This window comes from Streptomyces aurantiacus (genome assembly GCF_027107535.1).
GTDB lineage: Bacteria > Actinomycetota > Actinomycetes > Streptomycetales > Streptomycetaceae > Streptomyces.
In genome coordinates this window covers 1,904,196-1,926,324 of the sequence record NZ_CP114283.1, presented here as the reverse complement: position 1 = coordinate 1,926,324, position 22,129 = coordinate 1,904,196, and the positions used below count along the sequence as shown (strand labels likewise).

Annotated in this window: 21 protein-coding genes; 16 read left to right on the top strand and 5 right to left on the bottom strand. The window is 71.3% G+C overall.

All coding sequences use genetic code 11. From position 1 onward, the window contains the following. Nucleotides 1-210: 210 nt before the first annotated feature. Nucleotides 211-1,587, top strand: a complete 1,377-nt coding sequence (locus O1Q96_RS10180; protein WP_269247856.1) for an NAD(P)/FAD-dependent oxidoreductase — start codon at nucleotides 211-213, stop codon at nucleotides 1,585-1,587. 167 nt (nucleotides 1,588-1,754) lie between these two features. On the opposite strand, the gene O1Q96_RS10175 is transcribed toward O1Q96_RS10180, so the two are convergent. Beyond that, entirely contained in the window at nucleotides 1,755-3,233 is a 1,479-nt protein-coding gene (locus tag O1Q96_RS10175; RefSeq protein WP_269247855.1) for an NsdA family TPR-like regulatory protein, read from the bottom strand. Nucleotides 3,234-3,492: 259 nt separating this feature from the next. Here O1Q96_RS10175 and lipB point away from each other — a divergent pair, with 259 nt between their 5' ends. From lipB to O1Q96_RS10155, 4 genes are all read left to right on the top strand, one after another. Then, nucleotides 3,493-4,281, top strand: coding sequence for a lipoyl(octanoyl) transferase LipB (lipB, locus tag O1Q96_RS10170; RefSeq protein ID WP_269247854.1), 789 nt, complete (start codon nucleotides 3,493-3,495; stop codon nucleotides 4,279-4,281). 142 nt (nucleotides 4,282-4,423) lie between these two features. Beyond that, nucleotides 4,424-5,389 (top strand): lipoyl synthase, encoded by a 966-nt coding sequence (gene lipA / locus O1Q96_RS10165; RefSeq protein ID WP_269247853.1) that lies wholly within the window; start codon nucleotides 4,424-4,426, stop codon nucleotides 5,387-5,389. 279 nt (nucleotides 5,390-5,668) lie between these two features. Then, nucleotides 5,669-5,869: an SCO2195 family GlnR-regulated protein gene (locus O1Q96_RS10160; protein ID WP_217458418.1), complete on the top strand. Its 201-nt coding sequence runs from the start codon at nucleotides 5,669-5,671 to the stop codon at nucleotides 5,867-5,869. A gap of 98 nt (nucleotides 5,870-5,967) precedes the next feature. After that, nucleotides 5,968-6,666 carry a DUF4191 domain-containing protein gene (locus tag O1Q96_RS10155; RefSeq protein ID WP_217458417.1) on the top strand — a complete coding sequence of 233 codons (699 nt, stop codon included), beginning with the start codon at nucleotides 5,968-5,970 and terminating at the stop codon, nucleotides 6,664-6,666. Nucleotides 6,667-6,896: 230 nt separating this feature from the next. Here the strand turns inward: O1Q96_RS10155 and O1Q96_RS10150 are convergent, their stop codons facing one another. Further along, nucleotides 6,897-7,364 (bottom strand): RDD family protein, encoded by a 468-nt coding sequence (locus O1Q96_RS10150; RefSeq protein ID WP_269247852.1) that lies wholly within the window; start codon nucleotides 7,362-7,364, stop codon nucleotides 6,897-6,899. A 199-nt stretch (nucleotides 7,365-7,563) separates the two neighbouring features. Between O1Q96_RS10150 and glnA the strand changes: the two genes are divergently transcribed. Continuing rightward, nucleotides 7,564-8,973, top strand: coding sequence for a type I glutamate--ammonia ligase (glnA, locus tag O1Q96_RS10145; protein ID WP_217458415.1), 1,410 nt, complete (start codon nucleotides 7,564-7,566; stop codon nucleotides 8,971-8,973). A 165-nt stretch (nucleotides 8,974-9,138) separates the two neighbouring features. Here the strand turns inward: glnA and O1Q96_RS10140 are convergent, their stop codons facing one another. Both O1Q96_RS10140 and O1Q96_RS10135 read right to left on the bottom strand, forming a co-directional pair. After that, a complete protein-coding gene (locus O1Q96_RS10140; RefSeq protein WP_269247851.1) occupies nucleotides 9,139-9,435 on the bottom strand; it encodes a hypothetical protein in 297 nt (98 codons plus the stop codon). A 218-nt stretch (nucleotides 9,436-9,653) separates the two neighbouring features. Next, complete coding sequence (locus O1Q96_RS10135; RefSeq protein ID WP_269247850.1) at nucleotides 9,654-9,962, bottom strand: hypothetical protein; 309 nt, start codon at nucleotides 9,960-9,962, stop codon at nucleotides 9,654-9,656. A gap of 164 nt (nucleotides 9,963-10,126) precedes the next feature. On the opposite strand from O1Q96_RS10135, the gene O1Q96_RS10130 reads away from it, so the two are divergent. From O1Q96_RS10130 to O1Q96_RS10095, 8 genes are all read left to right on the top strand, one after another. After that, nucleotides 10,127-10,486 carry an arsenate reductase family protein gene (locus O1Q96_RS10130; protein ID WP_269247849.1) on the top strand — a complete coding sequence of 120 codons (360 nt, stop codon included), beginning with the start codon at nucleotides 10,127-10,129 and terminating at the stop codon, nucleotides 10,484-10,486. A 147-nt stretch (nucleotides 10,487-10,633) separates the two neighbouring features. Next, entirely contained in the window at nucleotides 10,634-11,302 is a 669-nt protein-coding gene (locus tag O1Q96_RS10125) for an RlpA-like double-psi beta-barrel domain-containing protein (protein WP_269247848.1), read from the top strand. Between the two features lie 273 nt (nucleotides 11,303-11,575). Then, nucleotides 11,576-12,604 carry a glutamine synthetase gene (gene glnII, locus O1Q96_RS10120; RefSeq protein ID WP_269247847.1) on the top strand — a complete coding sequence of 343 codons (1,029 nt, stop codon included), beginning with the start codon at nucleotides 11,576-11,578 and terminating at the stop codon, nucleotides 12,602-12,604. Nucleotides 12,605-13,074: 470 nt separating this feature from the next. After that, nucleotides 13,075-13,698, top strand: coding sequence for a winged helix-turn-helix domain-containing protein (locus O1Q96_RS10115; RefSeq protein ID WP_269247846.1), 624 nt, complete (start codon nucleotides 13,075-13,077; stop codon nucleotides 13,696-13,698). A 102-nt stretch (nucleotides 13,699-13,800) separates the two neighbouring features. Then, complete coding sequence (locus tag O1Q96_RS10110; protein ID WP_269247845.1) at nucleotides 13,801-14,793, top strand: SDR family oxidoreductase; 993 nt, start codon at nucleotides 13,801-13,803, stop codon at nucleotides 14,791-14,793. A gap of 86 nt (nucleotides 14,794-14,879) precedes the next feature. Next, nucleotides 14,880-16,178 (top strand): sensor histidine kinase, encoded by a 1,299-nt coding sequence (locus O1Q96_RS10105; RefSeq protein ID WP_269247844.1) that lies wholly within the window; start codon nucleotides 14,880-14,882, stop codon nucleotides 16,176-16,178. Continuing rightward, complete coding sequence (locus tag O1Q96_RS10100) at nucleotides 16,163-16,816, top strand: LuxR C-terminal-related transcriptional regulator (RefSeq protein ID WP_269247843.1); 654 nt, start codon at nucleotides 16,163-16,165, stop codon at nucleotides 16,814-16,816. The genes O1Q96_RS10105 and O1Q96_RS10100 overlap by 16 nt, the downstream gene beginning before the upstream one ends. 282 nt (nucleotides 16,817-17,098) lie before the next feature. Further along, nucleotides 17,099-18,661, top strand: coding sequence for a DUF1996 domain-containing protein (locus tag O1Q96_RS10095; RefSeq protein ID WP_269247842.1), 1,563 nt, complete (start codon nucleotides 17,099-17,101; stop codon nucleotides 18,659-18,661). Between the two features lie 110 nt (nucleotides 18,662-18,771). On the opposite strand, the gene O1Q96_RS10090 is transcribed toward O1Q96_RS10095, so the two are convergent. Continuing rightward, nucleotides 18,772-19,224 (bottom strand): hypothetical protein, encoded by a 453-nt coding sequence (locus O1Q96_RS10090; protein WP_269247841.1) that lies wholly within the window; start codon nucleotides 19,222-19,224, stop codon nucleotides 18,772-18,774. Between the two features lie 316 nt (nucleotides 19,225-19,540). On the opposite strand from O1Q96_RS10090, the gene O1Q96_RS10085 reads away from it, so the two are divergent. Together O1Q96_RS10085 and O1Q96_RS10080 are read left to right on the top strand one after the other, a co-directional pair. Then, nucleotides 19,541-20,056 (top strand): tetratricopeptide repeat protein, encoded by a 516-nt coding sequence (locus O1Q96_RS10085; protein ID WP_269247840.1) that lies wholly within the window; start codon nucleotides 19,541-19,543, stop codon nucleotides 20,054-20,056. Between the two features lie 82 nt (nucleotides 20,057-20,138). Continuing rightward, nucleotides 20,139-22,073: a hypothetical protein gene (locus O1Q96_RS10080; protein ID WP_269247839.1), complete on the top strand. Its 1,935-nt coding sequence runs from the start codon at nucleotides 20,139-20,141 to the stop codon at nucleotides 22,071-22,073. The last annotated feature ends 56 nt before the right edge of the window (nucleotides 22,074-22,129 follow it).

Genomic DNA, 22,129 nt, shown 5'->3' with positions numbered 1-22,129 from the left:
CCCACTCCCCTTGCCGGGGTGGGCAGTTGGCCCGGGCATAGTCGGCGGTCCGGGGCGCCGACCAGATGCGACCGGCGTGCGACCGTGCCCTGTCCGTGCGCGACTTCGCCCGACCGGCAGCGGCCCTAACCTCGACCCGAACTCGGGTATTCCGGAAGCCCGTTGGGGGCATGACGCCCCCAGCAGCCGCGCGACCTCGAGGAGGGGCACGTGATTGAGCCCGCTAATCAGGCGGACGTCGTCATCGTGGGGGCCGGGGTCGCGGGACTCTCCGCCGCCCATCGGCTGAACAGCGCAGGTGTGACGACCGTGGTCCTGGAAGGCGCCCCCTGCGTGGGCGGCCGTATGACGACCGAGAAGGTGGACGGTTTCCGTCTCGACCGCATCGGCCGGTTCCTCTCGACGTCGTACCCGGAGCTGCGGCTGACCCCGGGCCTCGACGCCCTCGTCCTGCGCCCGTTCGCCCCCGGTGTCCTCGTCCACGCCGAGGGGCGTGTGCACCGTGCGGGTGAGCCCGCGAGCGCCGGGGGCGCAAGGGGCGCACTCGATGCGGCACGCGCCTTCGTGAGCCCCCCGCGAAGGGTTCGGCAGATATCCGCGGCCATCGCTCCGCCCGTGTCGCGGGCCTTCCCCCCGCTCGGGGGCTCACTCGACCAGGCCCGGCTGGCCGCGGCCCTCGGCCGGATCGCGACGGTCCCCGTGGGGCGGCTGCTGGCCCGGCCCGAGCGGCCCGCGGGACAGGCGCTTGCAGCCCGCGGCATGCCCGCCCGGACGGTCGAGGGGTTTCTGCGCCCGCTCCTCGCCGCGCTGCTCTGCGATCCGGATCTGACGTCGTCCAGCCGGTGTGGCGACCTCGCCCTCCGGGCCTTCGCCTCGGGCCGGCTGTGCATCCCGGAGGGCGGCGCCGACATGCTGCCGGAGCTGCTCGCGGGGGCCCTGCCGCCCGGGACGGTCCGCACCGGCGTGCGGGTCACCTCCGTCTCGACGACCTCCGTGACGACGGCCGAGCACGGTGAACTGCGGTGCCGGGCCGTCCTGGTGGCGACCGGGGCCCGCGACGCCGCAGAGCTGCTGCCCGGCCTGCGGGTGCCGCCGCTGCATCCGGTGACGGTGGTGCACCACACGGCGGACGAGCCGCCCCTGACGGACGCGGCGCTGCTCCTGGACGCCGACCGCCGGGGCCCGGTGGCCCATACAGCGGTCGTCAGCCAGGTCGACCCGTCCCGCGCCCCCGTGGGCCGCGCCCTGGTCTCGTCCACGATCCTGGGGCCGCCGCCCGCCGATCTGGACCGGACGGTGCGGGCGCACCTGGCCGCGCTCTACGGCACCGCCACACACCGGTGGGAGCTGCTCGCGGTCCACCACACGCCCGACGCGGTGCCCGCGATGCTGCCGCCGCACGACCTGCTGCGCCCGGTGCGCCTGCTGGCGGGCCTGTACGTCTGCGGCGACCACCGCGACACCAGCACGGTCCAGGGAGCCCTGCACTCGGGTCACCGGGCCGCGGCGGCCCTCCTGGCCGATCTCGGCGTCGACTCGGCATCAGAGGCGACACCGTTACCGGCCTCCTCCGCCGCAGCCGCGTAGCAGAACCGAACCGCCGTCGCCGGAACCGGGGGTGGAGGTCCCGTCGCGGGGCAGGACCTCCACCCCCTCCTCCACTGCGCCCCGCAAGAGGCGCGGGGAACGGCGCCCAGCCACACACAGCCCGCAGCCGCGACACCGCCCTCCCCGCGCCGGACCTCCGGCGGCCCTCAGCCGAGAGAGGCGACCTTGTCGCGATACCCCCGCACCGGCACCGCGTCCTTGTACGGTTCGAGCCGCCGCTCGAAGTCACGTACGTACTCCAGCGCCCGCACCGACCGCATCTCCGATGCCTGCGCCGCCGCCTCCGCGCCCAGCTGGCAGGCCTGGTCGAGCTCGCCGAGACCGAGCCTGGCCGAGGCCAGGACCACGCGGCAGAAGAGACGGCTGCGCGCGTACCCCGGAGCGCGCAGCTGCAGGGAGCGCTCGGCGTGCTGCGCGGCCGCCCGGTACTGCTGGAGGTCCCGGTGGCAGTGCCCGAACTCGTCCGCGAGCTGCGCCTCGTCGAAGAACCGCGCCCAGTACGGGACTTCGTCCCCGGGCCGGGCCGTCTCCAGCGCCCGCTCGGCCCGCACCAGCGAGGCCGTGGCCGCCCGCACCTCGCCGAGCACGCCGTGCCCGCGCGCCTCGACCGCGTACAGCAGCGCCTGGACGACGGGCGGCGCGGAGGAGCCCACGCCCTGCTGGGCGACGCGGGCCAGCTGGACCGCCTCCCGGCCGTGCCCGAGATAGACGGCCTGCCGGCTCATCGTCACGAGCACGTACGAGCCGTACGCCCGGTCCCCCGCCGCCTGCGACAGCCGCAGCGCCTGCACGAAGTACCGCTGTGCCAGTCCGTGCGCGGCGATGTCGTACGAGGTCCAGCCCGCCAGCCGGGTCAGGTCGGACGCCGCCGCGAACAGGCGACGACCCGCCTGCTCGCCGTACGTGCCGCGCAGCATCGGCTCCAGCTCGTGCTCCAGGTACCGCACGAGGGCCTGCCGGGCGTGCCCTCCCCCGTAGGTGTTGTCGAGCGCGCGGAAGAGTTCGCCGACCGATCGCAGCGCCGCGATGTCGCCCGCGGTCACCCGCTGCCCCGGCCCGCGCTCGGCGGTGGTGCGCTGCCGGGAGGCGGGCCCCGCCCCTTCGAGCGCGGGCGGGAACTTCGGGGCGGCCGGGCGGCCCTGTACGGGGATGCGCGCCGCAGCGGGGTCGCCGCGGCTCACCCGGTCGTCGGCCCGGCCGATCAGCCAGTCGCGGCTGGGGACGACGAGTCCCGCCGGGGTGAACGCGATCTTGCGCAGTTCCGCGTGGCTGCCCGAGTCCTTGCGCCACAGCCCGCCGACGATGTCGACGGCCTCCTCGGGCGTGGCGGCGAACTCGAGTCCCGCGTAGACCGGCGCGCAGGCGTCGAGCCCGAGGTCCTGCGCGCTGAGCCGGCGGCCGAGGCGGCGGGTGAACACCTCGGCGATGAGCGCCGGTGTGGTGCCCCGGGGCTGCTGCCCGCGCAGCCACCGGGTCACTGATGTCTTGTCGTATCTCAGATCGAGACCGTGTTCGAGGCCGAGCTGGTCCACTCGACGGGCGAGCCCCGCGTTGGAGAACCCCGCTTCTGCGATAAGTGCGGCGAGCTGACGGTTGGGGGTGCGCTGCGCGGGTCGTTCCGTCATCTGCGGTGCGAACTCCTGCCTTCCGGGCTGGGGGCCTGCACGGACAGGCCCGGGTGAGGTCGGCCGCCATGCTGTGAGCAGCCCTTATTAGCCTCGTGAACGGCGCGAATGTAGCGGTCCGTGAGCACCCGATCGCACACTTCGACACGCATTCATCCGATCGTGTGAGGATTGCCCCCAGGGCTGACGCACACGGGTCGGACGTACAGTGGCGTGGGGCCGTTATGAGCCTTACGACTCTTGCAGGGAGGCGCTTGCCGTGAGTGAGCTGCGGTTCGTCCGCATGGGTTTCGGTGCGGACGCCGTCGAGTACCAGGAGGCCTGGGACGAGCAGCGACGTGTCCACGCGGCCCGCTTCCAGGACGAGGTTCCCGACACGTGCCTGCTCCTGGAGCACCAGCCGGTCTACACGGCCGGCCGGCGCACGGCGGACAGCGAGCGGCCCCTCGACGGCACGCCCGTCGTCGACGTGGACAGGGGCGGGAAGATCACCTGGCACGGTCCGGGCCAGCTGGTCGGCTACCCGATCCAGAAGCTTCCGCGCCCTGTGGACGTCGTCGCCCATCTCCGGCGCCTGGAGGACGCGATGATCCGTGTGTGCGCGGAGTTCGGCGTCGAGACCAGCCGGGTGGAGGGGCGGGCCGGTGTCTGGGTCCTCGGTGACCCCGTGGCCGAGCGGCCGTCCCTCGGCGGGCTCTCCCTCGACTTCGACCCCCGGCTGGCCGACGAGGAGTTCGACCCGCGGCTGGACGGGCCCGAGTACGCACCCTCCAACGCCGGTCAGCGGCGCGAGGACCGCAAGATCTGCGCCGTGGGGATCCGGGTCGCCAAGGGGGTCACGATGCACGGCTTCGCTCTCAACGTGAACCCTGACGTGGCGAGCTTCGACAAGATCATTCCCTGTGGGATCCGTGATGCGGGGGTCACGTCGCTCGCGCACGAGCTGGGACGTGACCTGACCATCGCGGAGGTGCTGCCCGTCGCCGAGCGGCACCTGGCGGACGTCCTCGGCAACGCGGAGCTCCGGCCGCGGGCCGTGGCCGTGTAGGGACCGTTTCCCCGCCGCGCCGCCCCTGCCTGCCCCGCCTGGGAATGCACCCCCGTTCCCGAAGGTTGCCCACCCCGGGGGCCGAGAACCGCACGGGCGTACCCTGGTGTACGCCGAAGAATCGAAGCTACAGGGAGCCGATGTGTCCGCAGTCGCACCCGACGGACGCAAGATGCTGCGCCTGGAGGTCCGGAACGCCCAGACCCCCATCGAGCGCAAGCCCGAGTGGATCAAGACCCGGGCGAAAATGGGTCCCGAGTACACGAAGATGCAGAACCTCGTGAAGAGCGAGGGCCTGCACACGGTCTGCCAGGAGGCGGGCTGCCCCAACATCTACGAGTGCTGGGAGGACCGCGAGGCCACGTTCCTCATCGGTGGCGACCAGTGCACGAGGCGCTGCGACTTCTGCCAGATCGACACGGGCAAGCCCGAGGCGCTGGACCGCGACGAGCCCCGCCGCGTGGGCGAGTCCGTGGTCACCATGGACCTCAACTACGCGACCATCACCGGCGTCGCCCGTGACGACCTCGACGACGGCGGCGCCTGGCTCTACGCGGAGACGGTCCGCCAGATCCACCAGCAGACCACGGACCGCGCCGAGGGCCGGACCAAGGTCGAGCTCCTCGCCCCGGACTTCAACGCCGAGCCGGCCCAGCTCGCCGAGGTCTTCTCCTCCCGCCCGGAGGTCTTCGCACACAACGTGGAGACGGTCCCCCGCATCTTCAAGCGCATCCGCCCCGGCTTCCGCTACGAGCGCTCGCTGAAGGTCATCACGGAGGCCCGCGACTACGGTCTGGTCACGAAGTCGAACCTGATCCTCGGCATGGGCGAGACCCGCGAAGAGGTCAGCGAGGCCCTGCGCCAGCTGCACGAGGCGGGCTGCGAGCTCGTCACCATCACGCAGTACCTGCGGCCCTCCGTGCGCCACCACCCCGTGGAGCGCTGGGTGAAACCGCACGAGTTCGTGGAGCTGAAGGACGAGGCCGACCAGATCGGCTTCTCCGGTGTCATGTCGGGCCCGCTGGTCCGCTCCTCGTACCGGGCCGGCCGTCTCTACCAGATGGCGATCGAGAAGCGCGGATCGTACGTCGCCTCGCAGGCTCTCTGAGCCGCACCCGGCGCCCCACCGGATGGCACGCAGTGCCAGACGAATGTGTGAATCAGCGCACAAGTCACTACTCGCGAGTAATGGCCAATAGGACGCGGTCCCGACCGTCCCCGCAGATGGGGGCCCTGTCAGGGCCGCGTCGGCGTTTCAGGCATGCACAGCAAGGCTTCATTGGCGTTTGACCGGCCGGTCACGCCCTGGTAACACCATTCAGTGACCCTGGTCTTACACCCCGTAGAGCCCGAGCCAGAGCCATCGTCCCGAGGGGGGACCTCCATCATGCAGGCAGCGCCCGTACGCGCCACCGCGATTCCGTCGTTCACCGATGCACTCCGTGCCGTCGAATCCCTGCTCCTCAGCAGCGGCCAGCGCACGGCCCGCCGCAACGCCTGGACCTCCGTCCTGGAGGACCGCCGCCGCGCCAAGGACCGGGGCGAGGCGCAGCGCGTCCTGGAGCAGTCCTTCGTCGTCCGCCCCTGAGCGCGGGGCGCGTCGGGGACCCGACACGGAGCCGCGTGACGCGGGCCGACCCGGCACCGGCGTCGTCGGCGCTTGTGGCGCCACGTAGACTTCACGGCATGGCGAGGAAGGAACCCGCAGCGGACGCTGCGAACCCCGGGCGGCTCAAGCAGATCGCCCTGACTTACAAGATGACCCGCAAGGCCGATTCCAAGATCGGTCTTGTACTCGCGGCTGTCGGAATCGTCACCCTCGGTGTCTTCCTCGCGATCGGTTTTTTGATCGGGTACCCGATCTATCTCGGAATTCTCGGCCTGCTGCTGGCTTTCCTCGCGACGGCGATCGTCTTCGGACGCCGCGCCGAGCGTGCGGCCTTCGGGCAGATGGAGGGCCAGCCGGGCGCGGCGGCGGCGGTGCTCGACAATGTCGGGCGCGGCTGGACGACGACTCCGGCCGTGGCGATGAACCGCAGCCAGGACGTGGTCCACCGGGCCGTCGGCAAGGCCGGCATCGTGCTGGTGGCCGAGGGCAACCCGAACCGGGTGAAGAGCCTGCTGGCCGCCGAGAAGAAGAAGATGGCCCGCATCGTCGCGGACGTGCCGGTGCACGACATCCTCGTCGGCACGGGTGAGGGCCAGGTCGAGCTGAAGAAGCTCCGCACGACGATGATGAAGCTCCCGCGGGTCCTGACCGGCCCGCAGGTGACCGCGACCAACGACCGGCTGCGCGCTCTCGGCGACCTGATGAGCAACATGCCGCTCCCCAAGGGCCCGATGCCCAAGGGCATGCGGATGCCGCGCGGCGGCAAGATGCGCTAGCGGCCACACCCGCACTGCCACCGGCTCCAGTGATACGGGGCTCTCCGCGACCACCGACGGTCGCGGAGAGCCCCGTTTCCGTCGGGCCGGGCACGTATACGGCGAGGTGCGTACGGCGTGATGCGAGGGGCCCCGGAACCGATCGGTTCCGGGGCCCCACGCATCACGGCTCTCGAAGACCTGTCGCGGTGCGCTCGTGCGAGCTGCGGGTGAGCTGACCCGAATGGCGGTCAGACCCTGATCTCGACCGTGCCGGCCATACGGTCGTGCAGCCCGCGCCCGTCGCGGTCCCAGATCAGGGCCGGGAGGGCGAGGAACAGCAGGATCGTGCGCAGCAGGGCGCGCAGCGGATGGACACGACCGGTGGCCAGGGTGACCACCCGCAGGCCGAAGAGCCGCTTGCCCGGTGTGCAGCCGATCGTGCCGAGAGTGAGGACGATCAGCGTGAACAGGATGATCGGTGCCCAGACCTGGGCCGCCCTGTTGTAGCTGTCGGTGATCAGGCCGTATGCGATCAAGAGGCACAGGCCCCAGTCGACGGCCAGGGCGCCCAGACGCCGTCCCGGGCGCGCGATCGATCCGGGGCCGGACTCGGGCAGACCCAGCTGCTCGCCGCGGTATCCGAAGTCGGCACCGGCTTCCTCCGCGGCCGCGCGGGGTCCGGAGAGCCACGATCCGATTACTTGCCTGTTGTCCACCCGTCCAAGGTACTGCGCCCGTTTTGCCATGCGGACAGGTGGGGTGCGACGGGCCGGGTCCGGTTAACTTGGGCGAAACAAATGGGTCACGCTTGAGAAACCACCCGTCCCTAAGGTCGGGATCAGCGTGTGCCACCGCACTGGCCGCACGAACGAACTACCACCCCGGTCCGAAGTGGGCGGGAGTAGGAGGAGCTGGATGTTCCAGAACGCCGACGAGGCCAAGAAGTTCATCAAGGACGAGGACGTCAAGTTCGTCGACGTCCGCTTCTGCGACCTGCCGGGTGTGATGCAGCACTTCACACTGCCTGCAGAGGCCTTCGACCCGACCGAGGAACTGGCCTTCGACGGCTCCTCCATCCGCGGCTTCCAGGCCATCCACGAGTCCGACATGGCGCTCCGCGCCGACCTGTCCACCGCGCGCGTCGACCCCTTCCGCCGCGACAAGACGGTCAACATCAACTTCTTCATCCACGACCCGATCACGGGCGAGCAGTACTCCCGTGACCCGCGCAACGTGGCGAAGAAGGCGGAGGCGTACCTCGCGTCGACCGGGATCGCCGACACCGCGTACTTCGGCCCCGAGGCCGAGTTCTACGTCTTCGACAGCGTGCGCTTCGACACCAAGTCGAACGAGGCCTTCTACCACATCGACTCCGAGGCGGGTGCCTGGAACACCGGCGCCGTCGAGGACAACCGTGGTTACAAGGTCCGCTACAAGGGCGGGTACTTCCCGACCCCGCCGGTCGACCACTTCGCCGACCTGCGTGCCGAGATCTCCCTGGAGCTGGCCAAGTCCGGCCTCCAGGTCGAGCGCCAGCACCACGAGGTCGGCACCGCCGGCCAGGCCGAGATCAACTACAAGTTCAACACGCTGCTCGCCGCGGCCGACGACCTCCAGCTCTTCAAGTACATCGTGAAGAACGTCGCCTGGCGCAACGGCAAGACCGCGACCTTCATGCCGAAGCCGATCTTCGGTGACAACGGCTCGGGCATGCACGTCCACCAGTCGCTGTGGACCGGCGGTTCCCCGCTGTTCTACGACGAGGCGGGCTACGCGGGCCTGTCGGACACCGCCCGCTACTACATCGGCGGCATCCTCAAGCACGCCCCGTCGCTGCTGGCCTTCACGAACCCGACGGTGAACTCGTACCACCGCCTGGTCCCCGGCTTCGAGGCCCCGGTCAACCTGGTCTACTCGCAGCGCAACCGCTCCGCGGCCATGCGTATCCCGATCACGGGCTCGAACCCGAAGGCCAAGCGCGTCGAGTTCCGCGCGCCCGACTCCTCCGGCAACCCGTACCTCGCCTTCTCGGCACTGCTGCTCGCGGGCCTGGACGGCATCAAGAACAAGATCGAGCCGGCCGAGCCGATCGACAAGGACCTCTACGAGCTGGCCCCCGAGGAGCACGCGGGTGTCGCCCAGGTCCCGACGTCCCTCCCGGCCGTCCTCGACCGCCTGGAGGCCGACCACGAGTTCCTGCTCGCGGGCGACGTCTTCACGTCCGACCTGATCGAGACGTGGATCGACTACAAGCGCACGAACGAGATCGCGCCGCTGCAGCTGCGTCCGCACCCGCACGAGTTCGAGCTCTACTACGACGTGTGATCCACACGGCGTCCGCCCGGTGCCCTGTCGGCGCCGGTCGGGCGTGGAGCCTCGCGGCTTTTCACGGAGCCCCGTCACCGCCTTCGGGCGGCGGCGGGGCTCCGTCGTTCCCCGCCCGGTATGGGACGCCGCGCTCTCCCCCGGGCGTGCTCTTCCGGGACGGCCTCACTTCTGACGGGTCATCCAGGGGCGTTCGCGGCGGTAGCGGCGCTCCCACCTGGCCATCTGGTCCCGGCGCTGCCGGTAGGCGCGATAGCTGTTGTCGCCGCCGCGTGCCGACGGTCCCGAACCGCCCGACGGCCTCGTGGCGCCGCCGGGCGACGACGAGCCCGGGGATCGCCGACCGGTGCGGACGTATCGCGTGTGCAGGTAGAGCAGGGCGCCCGCGGCGAGCCACCAGACCGGGTTGTCGAATCCCAGGACGACCAGAGCGAGGACCGCTGAAATGATCAAGGTACCCATGACGGGTCTCCTTGTACGTGGAGGGCGTGACCTTGAGATGTCCGACGTGACGCCGGGAGTGTGCGCCGGCCCGCCGGTACGTCGAGCGTAGCCCTCCGGATGCCGGGTGATGCCCCTCCGGCGGGGACCGACACCGGCCCGGTCCGCGGACGCACCGTCACGCAATGCCCTCAAACCGGTGCGCCGCCCGGGAGGCGGGCGGCGCGACGGGCCTGGGTTCAGCGGGTGTACCTCATCAGAGCCCGGACCATGTGGCAGGTCGTGTCCGACGGAGGGTGCACACCCACGAGTTGGGCCGTGCTGCGGATCTTCTCGTTGCGCGCCTGGTTGGGCATGTAGACGCCGGAGTCGAGGAGGGCGATGGCGAGCCTCATCGCCTTGAGGCGGCGGTTGTGCATGACGTACCACTCGCGAGGGCGTCCCGCGGGCAGCGGACGCTTCTCGACGGGCTCGTACGGCAGGTCGAGCAGGACCGCCCTCTTGGATGTGGACTGGGTGGGCAGCGGACTGAGTGCGGCAGCGGGCACAGGCATCCTCCTGTCGCGGTCAGGGCACCGGCCGGCGTCTCCGGCGGCACCCTCGAACACTGCTTCTATTCTACTGCCGCCCACTGACAATCGCCCCTGGCCAGAGGGGCTTTGAGGGTGCCGTGACGGATGAGTGGCACGGTGTTTCGCGTACCTTGTGCGGCATGGAGATCTGGATCAACCCAGCCTGTTCGAAGTGCCGCGGCGCCATGAAACTGCTGGACGAGGAGGGGGCCGACTACACGGTTCGGCGGTACCTGGAGGACGTGCCCGACGAGGCCGAGATCCGGGAGGTCCTGGAGCGGCTCGGGCTGGAGCCCTGGGACATCACCCGGACCCAGGAGGCCGAGGCGAAGGAACTCGGAATGAAGGAGTGGGCGCGGGACGCCGGTTCGCGGGAGCGGTGGGTCAAGGCCCTGGCCGGACACCCCCGGCTCATCCAGCGGCCGATCATCACCGCGCAGGACGGGACCGCCGTGGTGGCCCGGACGGACGAGGCGGTGCGGGACGCCCTGGGCAGGTGACCGCGGCAACCGGCGCCGAGGACAGGGCGGTTGATGTGATCCACGTTACTTCGGTGACTCGTGTTAACCGCTGAGCAACCTTGTTCGGTATCTCGTACATAACGGCGGACGGCCGCCGACCGGGGCGGCCGGGGACAGGAGCCGTTCATGTCGCGCAGGAGAACTCTCGACCCGAAGAAGAAGATCGCGCTGCTGGTGAGCGCCGCAGCGGTGGCCGGCGGCGGGGCCTTCGCCCTGGCCTCCACCTCGAACGCGGCGCCGGCCGCGCAGTCCTCGGTGGTCTGCGACGGGCTGGCCACCGCGCTCGGCAACAACGAGAAGTTCATCGAGGGGCAGCGCACCGCCCCGGACGCCCAGTCCCAGGCGCGGATCGCCAACCGCGAGGCGGTCATCGCCCAGATCAAGGTGCAGCAGGAGGCGTCCGGTTGCACGGTCGGCGAGTCCGACGCGAACGTGGGCGCCGGAGCGGAGGCGGGCGCGCAGGCCCCCGCCGAGTCCGCACCCGCCGAGCAGCCGTCGCAGAGCGCGTCCGCGCCGGCCGCCGGGGCGGGCGACGACGCCGCCGCCGGTGAGCAGGTCTGCAACGGGTCCACGGTCACCCTCTCCGGCGAGGCGGGCGCACCGGCCGCGTCCAGCAACCAGTTCCCCGCCGGCACGAAGCTCAGGGTCACGAACCTGGACAACAACAAGTCCACGACCGTGGAGGTCACTTCGGTCTCCGGCAGCTGCGCCCTCCTGAACAACGCGGCGTTCGAGCAGGTGCGGGAACCCGGGAAGTTCCTGATCCGCAAGGCCCTCATCGAGAAGGTGGGCTGACGGAGCCCGTCCCACCGAGGACGCGCTCCGTGCCACGCGGCAGCAGGGTGGCGGCCCCGGCCGCCACCCGAAGCCCGCTCCCCCCGAGCGGGTCGCCGCCGCTCTCGGCGAGTGAGTCGCAGCACAGAGGCACCAGGTAACACGGGGTTCACATTCGAGCAATGACCGGGAAATCGCCTGTTGGCAGGCTGCGGGCATCCTCGCGGCGCCCCAGTGCCGCAGCGCCGCAGCACCCGCATTGCGCGTAGAGACCCACCCCGAAGGATGTGTCCCGTGGCCTTCAAGGCTGAGTACATCTGGATCGACGGCACCGAGCCGACGGCCAAGCTCCGTTCGAAGACGAAGATACTGGCGGACGACGCGAAGGGTGCGGAGCTGCCGATCTGGGGCTTCGACGGTTCCTCCACGAACCAGGCCGAGGGTCACGCCTCCGACCGGGTGCTCAAGCCGGTCGCGTCCTTCCCGGACCCGATCCGCGGCGGTGACGACATCCTCGTCATGTGCGAGGTCCTCAACATCGACATGACGCCGCACGAGTCCAACACCCGCGCCGCGCTCAGCGAGGTCGTGGAGAGGTTCGGCAGCCAGGAGCCGATCTTCGGCATCGAGCAGGAGTACACCTTCTTCGACGGCGAGCGCCCGCTCGGCTTCCCCGTCGGCGGCTTCCCGGCCCCGCAGGGCGGCTACTACTGCGGCGTCGGCGCCGACGAGATCTTCGGCCGTGACATCGTCGAGGCCCACCTGGACAACTGCCTCAAGGCCGGTCTCGCCATCTCCGGCATCAACGCCGAGGTCATGCCCGGCCAGTGGGAGTTCCAGGTCGGTCCGGTCTCCCCGCTGGAGGTCTCCGACCACCTGTGGGTGGCCCGTTGGCTGCTCTACCGCACCGCCGAGGACTTCGACGTCTCCGCGACGCTGGACCCGAAGCCCGTGAAGGGCGACTGGAACGGCGCGGGCGCGCACACCAACTTCTCCACGAAGGCGATGCGCGAGGGTTACGACGCGATCATCACCGCGTGCGAGTCGCTGGGCGAGGGCTCCAAGCCGCTCGACCACGTCAAGAACTACGGCGCCGGCATCGACGACCGCCTCACGGGCCTGCACGAGACGGCCCCGTGGAACGAGTACTCCTACGGTGTCTCCGACCGTGGCGCCTCGGTCCGTATCCCGTGGCAGGTCGAGAAGGACGGCAAGGGTTACATCGAGGACCGCCGCCCGAACGCCAACGTCGACCCGTACATCGTGACGCGGCTGATCGTCGACACGTGCTGTTCCGCCCTGGAGAAGGCCGGACAGGTCTGATCCGGCTGTTCCTCCGCAAGGGCGCCCACCTGCTCGGTGGGCGCCCTTGCGCGTCCGCCCCGGGGTGAGGCGGTTCATGGGCGGGTGCGGGTGGGTGAGGGCTTGTCGCGCGGTTCCCCGCGCCCCTGGGTGAGCAGGCCCCCTCGGCAGGTGAGAAGGCAGCCGACTCCGGCGCGAGCGGGAGGCAGGGCGTCACATCGTGGCCGAGAGGTGTCCGGCCTGTGAGAGGAGACTGATGCCGACGTCCCGCGTCTGCTTCAATGAGGGCATGGCCAGCTTCCGGAAGTGCATTGCGACGGGTCGTCATGACCTGGAGCCCTTCTGGCCCTCCCGTCAGCACCACGACTTCGACCGGGTGTGTTGTCGCGCGACGAACGCGCCGGCCCTCTAAAGCCGTACCTCCCGGCCTTCGGCCAGCGCGCACGACGTACGTCCTCCGACGACCTCTCGCGCGAAAGAGCTGACCTCTCATGGCGAACACCCGTTCCTTCTCCGCCGTTGCCACCGCCCCCACCCCGGCCCCCGCCACGGGCCCGGCACGCCACCGGCTGCGTTCCGTCGACCGGGACGCGGACTGGGGACCTGCCCGCCCGGACGGAGCCGGGAACCCGGGCAGGGACGTCACGGCCTTCCTGCCGCCGGGAGCCACCTGGCTACCCGCTCCCCCGCACACCCTGCCCACGCTGCCGGGCCGGCCGCCGATGATCGGGTACCTGGTGCTCGTACCGGCCGACCAGCCGTCCCTCCTGCCGGTCGCCGCACCGGAGACGGCCCGGGCGGAGTCCCAGGAGTCCGGCGACGGCTCCCGTGTACGGGTCGACACCCTCCGGCGCACCGCCGAGGTCGACGGGCGGCCGCTCGACCTCACGTACCTCGAGTTCGAGCTGCTCGCGCACCTGGTGACGCACCCGCACCGGGTGCACACCCGCGACCAGTTGGTCACCACGGTGTGGGGCTACGGGCACGTGGGCGACGGCCGGACCGTGGACGTCCACATCGCCCGGCTGCGCCGCAAGCTCGGCGCGGAGCACCGGGACACCATCCGGACGGTACGACGCGTCGGATACACGTACGCGCCCACGACCGGGAGTTGACGCCGCCCCCGGCCCGGCCCTGAACCGCCCCGCCGGCGGAACGGTTCTCCTGTGGGCAGATTCCCGTTCCGTCGCGCGGCTCAGCAGGGCAGAGTCACCCGCATGAGACTTCTGATGCTGGGTGGTACGGAGTTCGTCGGGCGGGCGGTCGTGGAGGCGGCGCTCGGCCGCGGCTGGGACGTGACCGTCTTCCACCGGGGACGGCACGCCCCGCCCGCCGGGGTGACCTCACTGCACGGCGACCGCACCGCGCCCGACGGGCTCGCGGCCCTGGCGGAAGGAGAATGGGACGTCGTGGTCGACACGTGGTCGGCCGCTCCCCGGATCGTGCGGGACGCGGCCCGGCTGCTGAAGGACCGGGCCCGCACGTACGTGTACGTGTCGAGCTGTTCCGTGTACGCGTGGCCGCAGCCGGCCGGCTACGACGAGAGCGCCCCGGTGGTGCAGGACGCCGCCCCCGACGCCGGGCAGACCGACTACGCCCGCGACAAGCGCGGTGGCGAGCTGGCCGTGCTCGACGCGTTCGGCGAGGAGCGGGCACTGCTGGTGCGGGCCGGCCTGATCCTCGGCCCGTACGAGAACATCGGCCGCCTGCCATGGTGGCTGGCCCGGGCCGAGCGCGGCGGGCCCGTGCTCGCACCGGGCCCCCGCGAACTCCCCCTCCAGTACGTCGACGTCCGCGACCTCGCCGAGTGGACCCTCACGGCCGTGGAGGGCGGTGCGAGCGGGGCGTACAACCTCATCAGCCCGTCGGGGCACGCCACCATGGGGACGCTGCTCGACGCGTGCGCGCGGGTCACGGGCGGCGCGGCCGAGCTGCGGTGGACCGAGCCCGACGTGATCCTGGCGGCCGGCATCGAGCCGTGGGTGCAACTGCCCGTGTGGGTGCCGCCGGGCTCGGAGTCGCACGACATGATGCACAGGGCCGACGTGTCGAAGGCCGTGCGGGACGGGCTCCGGTGCCGTCCCGTCTCCGAAACGGTCGCCGACACCTGGAGCTGGCTGCAGGACATCGGCGGTGCCGCTCCCCAGCGCCCCGACCGGCCCGTGGTGGGGCTCGACCCCGTCGTGGAGGCGAAGGTCCTGGCCGGCTGAGCGCGGCGGGGGGTGGTGCCGGCACCACCCCCTTCCGGGTGGTTCGGCCCCCTGACCGCGGCGACGAGTTGGGCGAGACTGAGGGCATGGACAGCAACGAGGACGGCAGGACGGACGACAACAGGACGGTCGGCAGGGTGCGGGCCGCGGCGCTCGCCGGGGTGCGGGCTCTGGTGCTGGCCGTGGTGGCGCCGGCCGGGTCGATCGTCCTGTTCGTGCTGGCCGTCGTGTCGATCGTCCTGGTGCCCCTGGGCATCGGCATCGTCACGACACCGTGGGTACTGGCCGCCGTGCGCGGCTTCGCCGACTGGCGGCGGCTGGTGGCGGCCCGGTGGTGCGGGGTGCGGATTCCGCCCGCGTACCGGCCGGTCCCGAAGGGCGCCAATCCGTGGGGCCGGTGCTTCCACCTGCTCGGCGATCCGGCCGTCCGGCGGGACCTCCTGTGGCTCCCGGTCGACATGACCGCGGGCTTCGTCACCGCGCTGCTGCCCGCCGCGCTGCTCGCCTATCCCTTCGAGGGGTTCGCCCTGGCCGCCGGGCTGTGGCGGGTCTTCACCGACGGCACGTACGTCGGCTGGTGGTACGGGTTCGTGCCGGTCGGCGGGCAGCTCAGCGCGCTGGGCGCGGCGGCCCTGGGCGCCGCGCTGCTCGTCACCTGTGTCTACACGGCCCCCTACCTCCTGCGCGTCCACTTCCTGCTGACGCGGTCCGTCCTCGCGTCGGGCCAGGGAGAGCTCGCCGAGCGCGTCCGCGTGCTCACCGAGACGCGGCGCGACGCGGTCGACACCTCCGCGGCCGAACTGCGCCGGATCGAGCGGGACCTGCACGACGGGGCACAGGCGCGGCTGGTCGCGATGGGCATGGATCTCGGCACGATCGATGCCCTGATCGAGAAGGACCCGGCGAAGGCCAGGCAACTGCTCGCACAGGCACGCAGGTCCTCCGCCGAGGCCCTCACCGAACTGCGCGACCTCGTACGGGGTATCCATCCCCCCGTGCTCGCGGAGCGCGGACTCGGTGACGCGGTCAGGGCGCTGGCGCTGCGGATGCCGATCGGGACGGAGGTCGACATGTCCCTGACCGGCCGGCTCGGGGCGCCGGTGGAGTCCGCGGCGTACTTCGCCGTCAGCGAGGTCCTCACCAACGCGGTCAAGCACTCGGGTGCCGAGCGCATCTGGGTCGACGTCCATCACGCCCCGGTGCACGGCGGCATGCTGCGGGTCACCGTCACCGACGACGGCAGGGGCGGCGCCACCACCGGCGGGGGCTCGGGACTCTCCGGAGTCGAACGGCGACTCGGTACATTCGACGGCGTCCTTGCCGTCAGCAGTCCCGTGGGCGGCCCCACCATGGTGACCATGGAGATCCCTTGCGAGTTGTCCTAGCCGAAGACCTGTTCCTGCTGCGTGACGGCCTGGTGCGGATGCTGGAGGCGTTCGACTTCGAGATCGCCGCCGCCGTCGAGAGCGGACCCGAACTGACCCGGGCCTTCGCCGAGTTGGCACCGGACGTCGCCGTGGTCGACGTACGGCTGCCGCCCTCGCACACCGACGAGGGTCTGCAGTGCGCGCTCGCGGCCCGCCGGGCCAGACCCGGGCTGCCGGTGCTCGTGCTGTCGCAGCACGTCGAGCAGTTGTACGCGCGTGAGCTGCTCGCCGACGGGGCCGGCGGGATCGGATACCTGCTCAAGGACCGGGTGTTCGACGCCGAGCAGTTCATCGACGCGGTGCGCCGGGTGGCGGCGGGCGGTACGGCGATGGATCCGCAGGTCATCCAGCAGTTGTTGTCGCGGCGCCAGGCCGACGACCGGCCGCTGGGCCGGCTGACCCCGCGCGAGCTGGAGGTTTTGGAACTGATGGCGCAGGGCAGGTCGAATGCGGCGATCGCGGGCCAACTCGTGGTCACGGAGCGGGCGATCGCCAAGCACACGTCCAACATCTTCGCGAAGTTGGACCTGGACGTCTCGGACGATGACAACCGGCGCGTTCTGGCGGTTCTCGCCTATTTGGACCAGGGCCGCTGAAAGGCCCCGGAAGAAAGGCCGGCGGAGATCGGCGACGGTCGCGCACGGGCCGGCCGGAAGACCGGTCCCGCGTTCCGTTTCCGCTGAATGATATTCAAAATTCGCGCCGCAACTGCCGTTGTTTCAGGGGCTTCTGAGCCCCTTGCGCCGGAATTGCACCTCAGAAGCCCCAGTAATTTCCGAGGCCTCTGAACGCCCCATGAACCTCCTCCGTATTGAACGGAGCCGCTTCACCTCCTGCCGGGCGCCTCGATGCCCCCGCAAGGAAGCCAGAGGAGTTCCATGGGACGCACGAACCGTAAACGCCGCTCCACGCTCGCCAACCGGGCGATAGCCGCATCGGCGGCTCTCGCACTGGGTGGCGGCGGTCTGCTTGCGGCCAACATCTACGCTTCCGCGGGCGAGGGCAAGAACTCGACGCGGAACGCACAGACGAACGCCGCATCTGTGGCCACGATCAAATGCCCGGACGTCGGACAGCAACTGACCGATGTCCCCAAGGGTGCGCGCGCCGGTGTCGACAAGGAGCTGGCGCAGCTCGACCAACAGGTCACGGAGGCCTATAAGCGTCTTGCGGACACACGCCAGGCTCAGGCGGGGGATACCGGCTTCGTCAACAACGCCATCCTCGGCCCGCTGAAGTCCAAGCGGGTGGCCACGATCGACCGCATCAACATCAACATCAAGCGAGCCGGTGGCAAGGCTCCGCAGGGCGCCGACCAGCTCGCCGAGTGCCAGGGCATGGGGGCAGACCAGATCAACGCCGGTGAAGGCCAAGGCCAGAACAACGGCGGCCAGAACGGTAACGGCGGCCAGGACCAGGGCAATGACGGCGGCCAGGACCAGGGCGACAACGGCGGTCAGGACCAGGGGGGCAACGGCGACCAGGGTGGCGACGGCGACCAGGTCATCAACGGCCCGGTGGCAGCCGACTTCCAGGACATCACCCAGGTTCAGCCGAACGGCGGCGCCAAGGGTGTAGGTGGAAACGGGCTCCCGGCGAACGGTGACGGTGGTTCGACGGGTACCTTCACCACCAGCTGTGGCACCAACGGGAACGACAACCACAACTCGGACAACATCATCGTCGCTCCGGGTGTCGACAACGGTGCGCAGCACACGCACGACTACGTCGGCAACCAGGACAACAACGCCTTCACCAGCGACCAGGAGTTCCTCCAGGCCGACACCAGCTGCCAGAACCAGGGCGACAAGTCGTCGTACTACTGGCCGGTGCTGCGTCTGCAGGATGGTACGGCCGAGTTCGACGCGAACGACCTCGGTGGCGGTGCGGAAGGCAACATCGGCAAGATCCTCGAAGCCAGCGCGGCGGAGCTGAAGTTCGTCGGCAACAAGGCGGGCGATGTCGTCGCGATGCCGCAGGCCCTGCGCATCATCACCGGTGACGCCAAGGCCTTCACCAACGGCCTGGCCAACGCCAACACGAACTGGAGCTGCACCGGCTTCGAGGACCGGCAGCTGACGGACAAGTACCCGATCTGCCCCGAGGGCAGCTCGGTGGTGCGGACGTCCTTCTTCCAGAGCTGCTGGGACGGCCAGAACATCGACAGCGCCAACCACCGCACGCACGTGGCCTTCGTGCAGGAGGACGGCACCTGCGCCAACGGCTTCCAGGCCATCCCCCAGCTCCAGGCCCGTCTGGTCTACGACGTTCCGGCGCCGCAGATCGAGAACGGACAGGTCGTGAACCCGTTCGCGGTGGACGGCTTCCCGGACCAGCTGCACAAGGCGATCACCGACCACAACGACTTCATCAACTTCTTCGACGAGAACACGATGAACGAGGTCGTCGACTGCATCAACAGCGGCCAGGACTGCCAGTAGCACCAGGCAGTGAGCAGTAGGAAGCCGGCGGTGGGATCTCCCACCGCCGGCTTTCGTCCGTCTTCCCGACCCGCGCGGTCGGCCGTGGCGTGGCCGCTGTCGTGACGAGGTCAGCTCTTGTGGCTGCCGCTCTTGTGCCCGCCGCTGTTGTGGCTGCCTCCGGGGTTCATGTGCTCGGAGCCCTCCTCCATGGTCCCGCCGAGCTGGTCACGGAGCGCCGTGACCGTCTTCTCCTTGCCGACGGCGACCCACTTGCGGCCGACGAGGTAGTAGCCGCCGTAGTCCTTCGCCTCGTTCAGCCACTCGCGCTGCCCGCGGTCGGTGGCGAACGTCGCGAGGACGTACTTGCCGTCGGAGCTCTTGCAGATGGCCTGGCGGATCGTGTCCGCGTCCGTCTGCATGTTCGGCTTGCAGCCCGCCTCGCTCGCGATGTGCTCCAGGCTCCCGGACGCGGTCGCGGGTACCTTCGCCCCGCCGTCCCCGGAACCGCAGCCGGTCACCGCCAGCAGTGCCAGGGCCGCCCCGGCCGTACCGGCCGCGAGCCTCTTCCTCGTCACACTCATTCGTACGTACCTCCGGGTCGGTTCCGGCCTGGGAGACTGGGTCCCGGCCCACGCCGTCGAGAGCCCCGGCAGAAGGGCCCCGCCTTCGATACGGCTCCGGCATGCTCCGCGCTCAATCGGCTGCCGTACGGGCATGCGATCCTCTTCCGTCTCGGTCCCGCCCAGCATGACGGCACAGGTGAACGGTTCCGTCCTACCGGCACCGCGGGGCACGGCGCAGTGACGTGGGCCACACCGGCCGTCGAGGAGGCGGCCCTCGGCGATGATCGCGTAAAACCGGTGCGGGTCGCGGGCACACCCGTGCGAGGCTGACCCCATGACGGCAGAGACCGCGGCAGCGGACTGGGAAGAGCGCGTGGCGGCCGCCTGGGCCGGCTTCGACGACCACATGCAGGACCGGGCGGCCGACTTCCGCGCGGTGATCGACGGGCTCGTCGCCGAACTGCCCGCCGACAGTCCGGTCGGCCCCTTCGAGCAGGCCTGCGCCTGGGACTCGACCGGCCACTCGGACAAGGCCGTGCCGCTGTACCGGGAGGCCCTGGCGCGCGGGCTCGACGGATACCGCGGGCGGCGCGCGAAGATCCAGCTTTCCAGTTCGCTGCGGAACATCGGACAGGCGGAGGAGGGCGTCAAGCTCCTCACACCCGAACTCGACGGCCCCTCCGACGAGTTGGACGACGCCGTGCGGGCCACGCTCGCGCTGTGCCTGGCGAGCCTGGGCCGCGAGCGCGAGGGACTCTCCCTCGCACTGGGCGCACTCGCCCCGCACCTGCCGCGCTACCAGCGCTCGATGGCGAACTACGCGCGTCTGCTCGTGGCGCCGGAGAAGTAGTTCCGGCCCGGTTCCGGAGCAACTCCCCGCGGACTCGGGGCAGTCCAGGTGACCAACCGCCGATTCGCTCGTTCTGCTGAACGTGCAGTCACAGGATGTCGCCCCGCGCCCCAGCCCCGCATCAGCCGCCGCCTGCGGACCGGTGGTCGACGTAGAGCAGGCCGAGGCCTCGCTCGTCGAGCACTACCCGCGGCTCGTCCGGCTCGCCTATCTGGTACTGCCGCCGAGCCTCGGCCGCAACCGCCGGGTGCTCACCGCGCACGCGCTCACCCAGCGCACCCTGCCCCGCGGCCGGATCTCCGGTGACGCCACGGTCGTCCCGGCCCAGAAGGGCGCCGCCCCGGGCCGCGACGGCGATCCCGGATACGCGTACGTGCGCCTTCGCGTGCTGCGTTCGGCGCTGGAGGCCGGCCGGCCGCTGACCTTCCGGGCCTGGCCCAAGCGGGCGCAGCTGCCGCCGCTGCTCCCCCAGGTGTGGGGTCTGCGGCTCTTCCCGCGGTCGGGCGGAGCCGACGAACTCGCCCTGGACCAGAGCCTGTCGGGCCTGTCCGCCCCGGCCCGTGCCGCCTACGTCCTGCGTGGACTGGAGCGGCTGGCCGACGCGGACGTGCGCAAGGTGCTGGCCGCGGCCGGCGAGGACGACCCGGCCGCCGCCCTCGCCGAGGCGGACGGCGTGGACGCACGGCACGAGCTGCTGGTGTCCCCCGAGTTCGACCCGTGCTCCCTGCACGCCCGGCCCACCGATCTGATGCGGCGCCGCCAGCACACGAAGGCGGCGATCGCGGCGGCCGCCGCGGTGGCGGTCTGCGGGGCGCTCCTCGGCCTGCCCGGCGAGGGCTGGGGACCCGACGGGGCGGCCGCGCCCCCGTACGCACGGAACCCGTCGGCCCAGGCCGCCCTGGACCCCGGCAGACTCACACGGGTCCCGGCGGTCGCGTGGCAGTCGTCCGCGCGCACCGACTTCTCCGTGTGGCCCGCGCGCGGCGGACTCACCGGCGACAAGGCTCTGCTGCGCCGCGCGCTCGCCGTCTGGGCCCGCCCCGGCGGGTCCGTACAGGTTTCGGCCACCCCGGGCACCCCGGCGGGCGCCCCACCGGGACCGCCCCAGCTGCTGTTCGCGGGCGAGGTCGACCAGAGCCGGGTCGTGCTCCTCCACGACGGGCTGCGCATCGTGCGGTACGCCGAGCCGAAGGACGGCACCCAGGGCGCCGCCCTCGACTTCGCCCGGGTCGACGGCGCCACGGGGTCGGACGCGAGCGCGGTGGTCCTGGGCCGCGCCGACGGCAACGTCCGCTATCTGACGGCCCCCTGGGTGCGTACCGCCGCCGTGCGCGACCTGCTGAAGTCCGGCGCCGGTACGACCCGGCTGGCGCGCACGGCCGACGGGGTCACCGAGCCGTTCGCCAGTCCGGCCCAGCAGACCGGCGCGTGCCGCTCCTGGAACGCGCTGGAGCTGACGGACCGGACGGACACCCGCCTGACGACCGACCTCGGGGAGCTGACACCGGCCCGGCTCACCTCGGGACACCCCGGGCGGCCCCACGACGCCTCGGCGGCGACCTGGGCGCCGCTCGCCTGCTCCCTCGCGGACGTCCGCGGCCAGGGGGTCCGCTCGGTGAACTCCTGGCAGTACGCCCGCCAGCCCCTCCCCGACACGAGCGGCACCGCCGACTGGCTGTGCACCCGGGCCGACACCTGGCGCGGCGGGGGCCCCCGGGTGCTCGCCCAGTTCCACGCTCCCGGCCAGCCGTACGGCGCGGTCGTGGCGAAAGCGGAGAACGTGGCCGCCTGCAGTGCGAAGGACCCCCATGTCCTGGCGGGCGTGCTGTGGAAGTCCGCCACGGGTGACTGGTATCTCCTCGCCGCCGGAAGCAAGGACACGGCGTCGATCCGTGCGTCGGGCGGGGTGAGAGGAACCGCCCGCGGGAACCTCCTCGACGTACGGACCGAGCAGGGCGCCCAAGCGGGCCTGGAGGGGACGCTGGACGGCGGACGGCAGATCGCCGGGCTCCGCTGAGCCGGGCGGCCGGAGCAGGCGGCCGGAGCAGGCGGCCGGGGCGGGCGGCCGGGGCC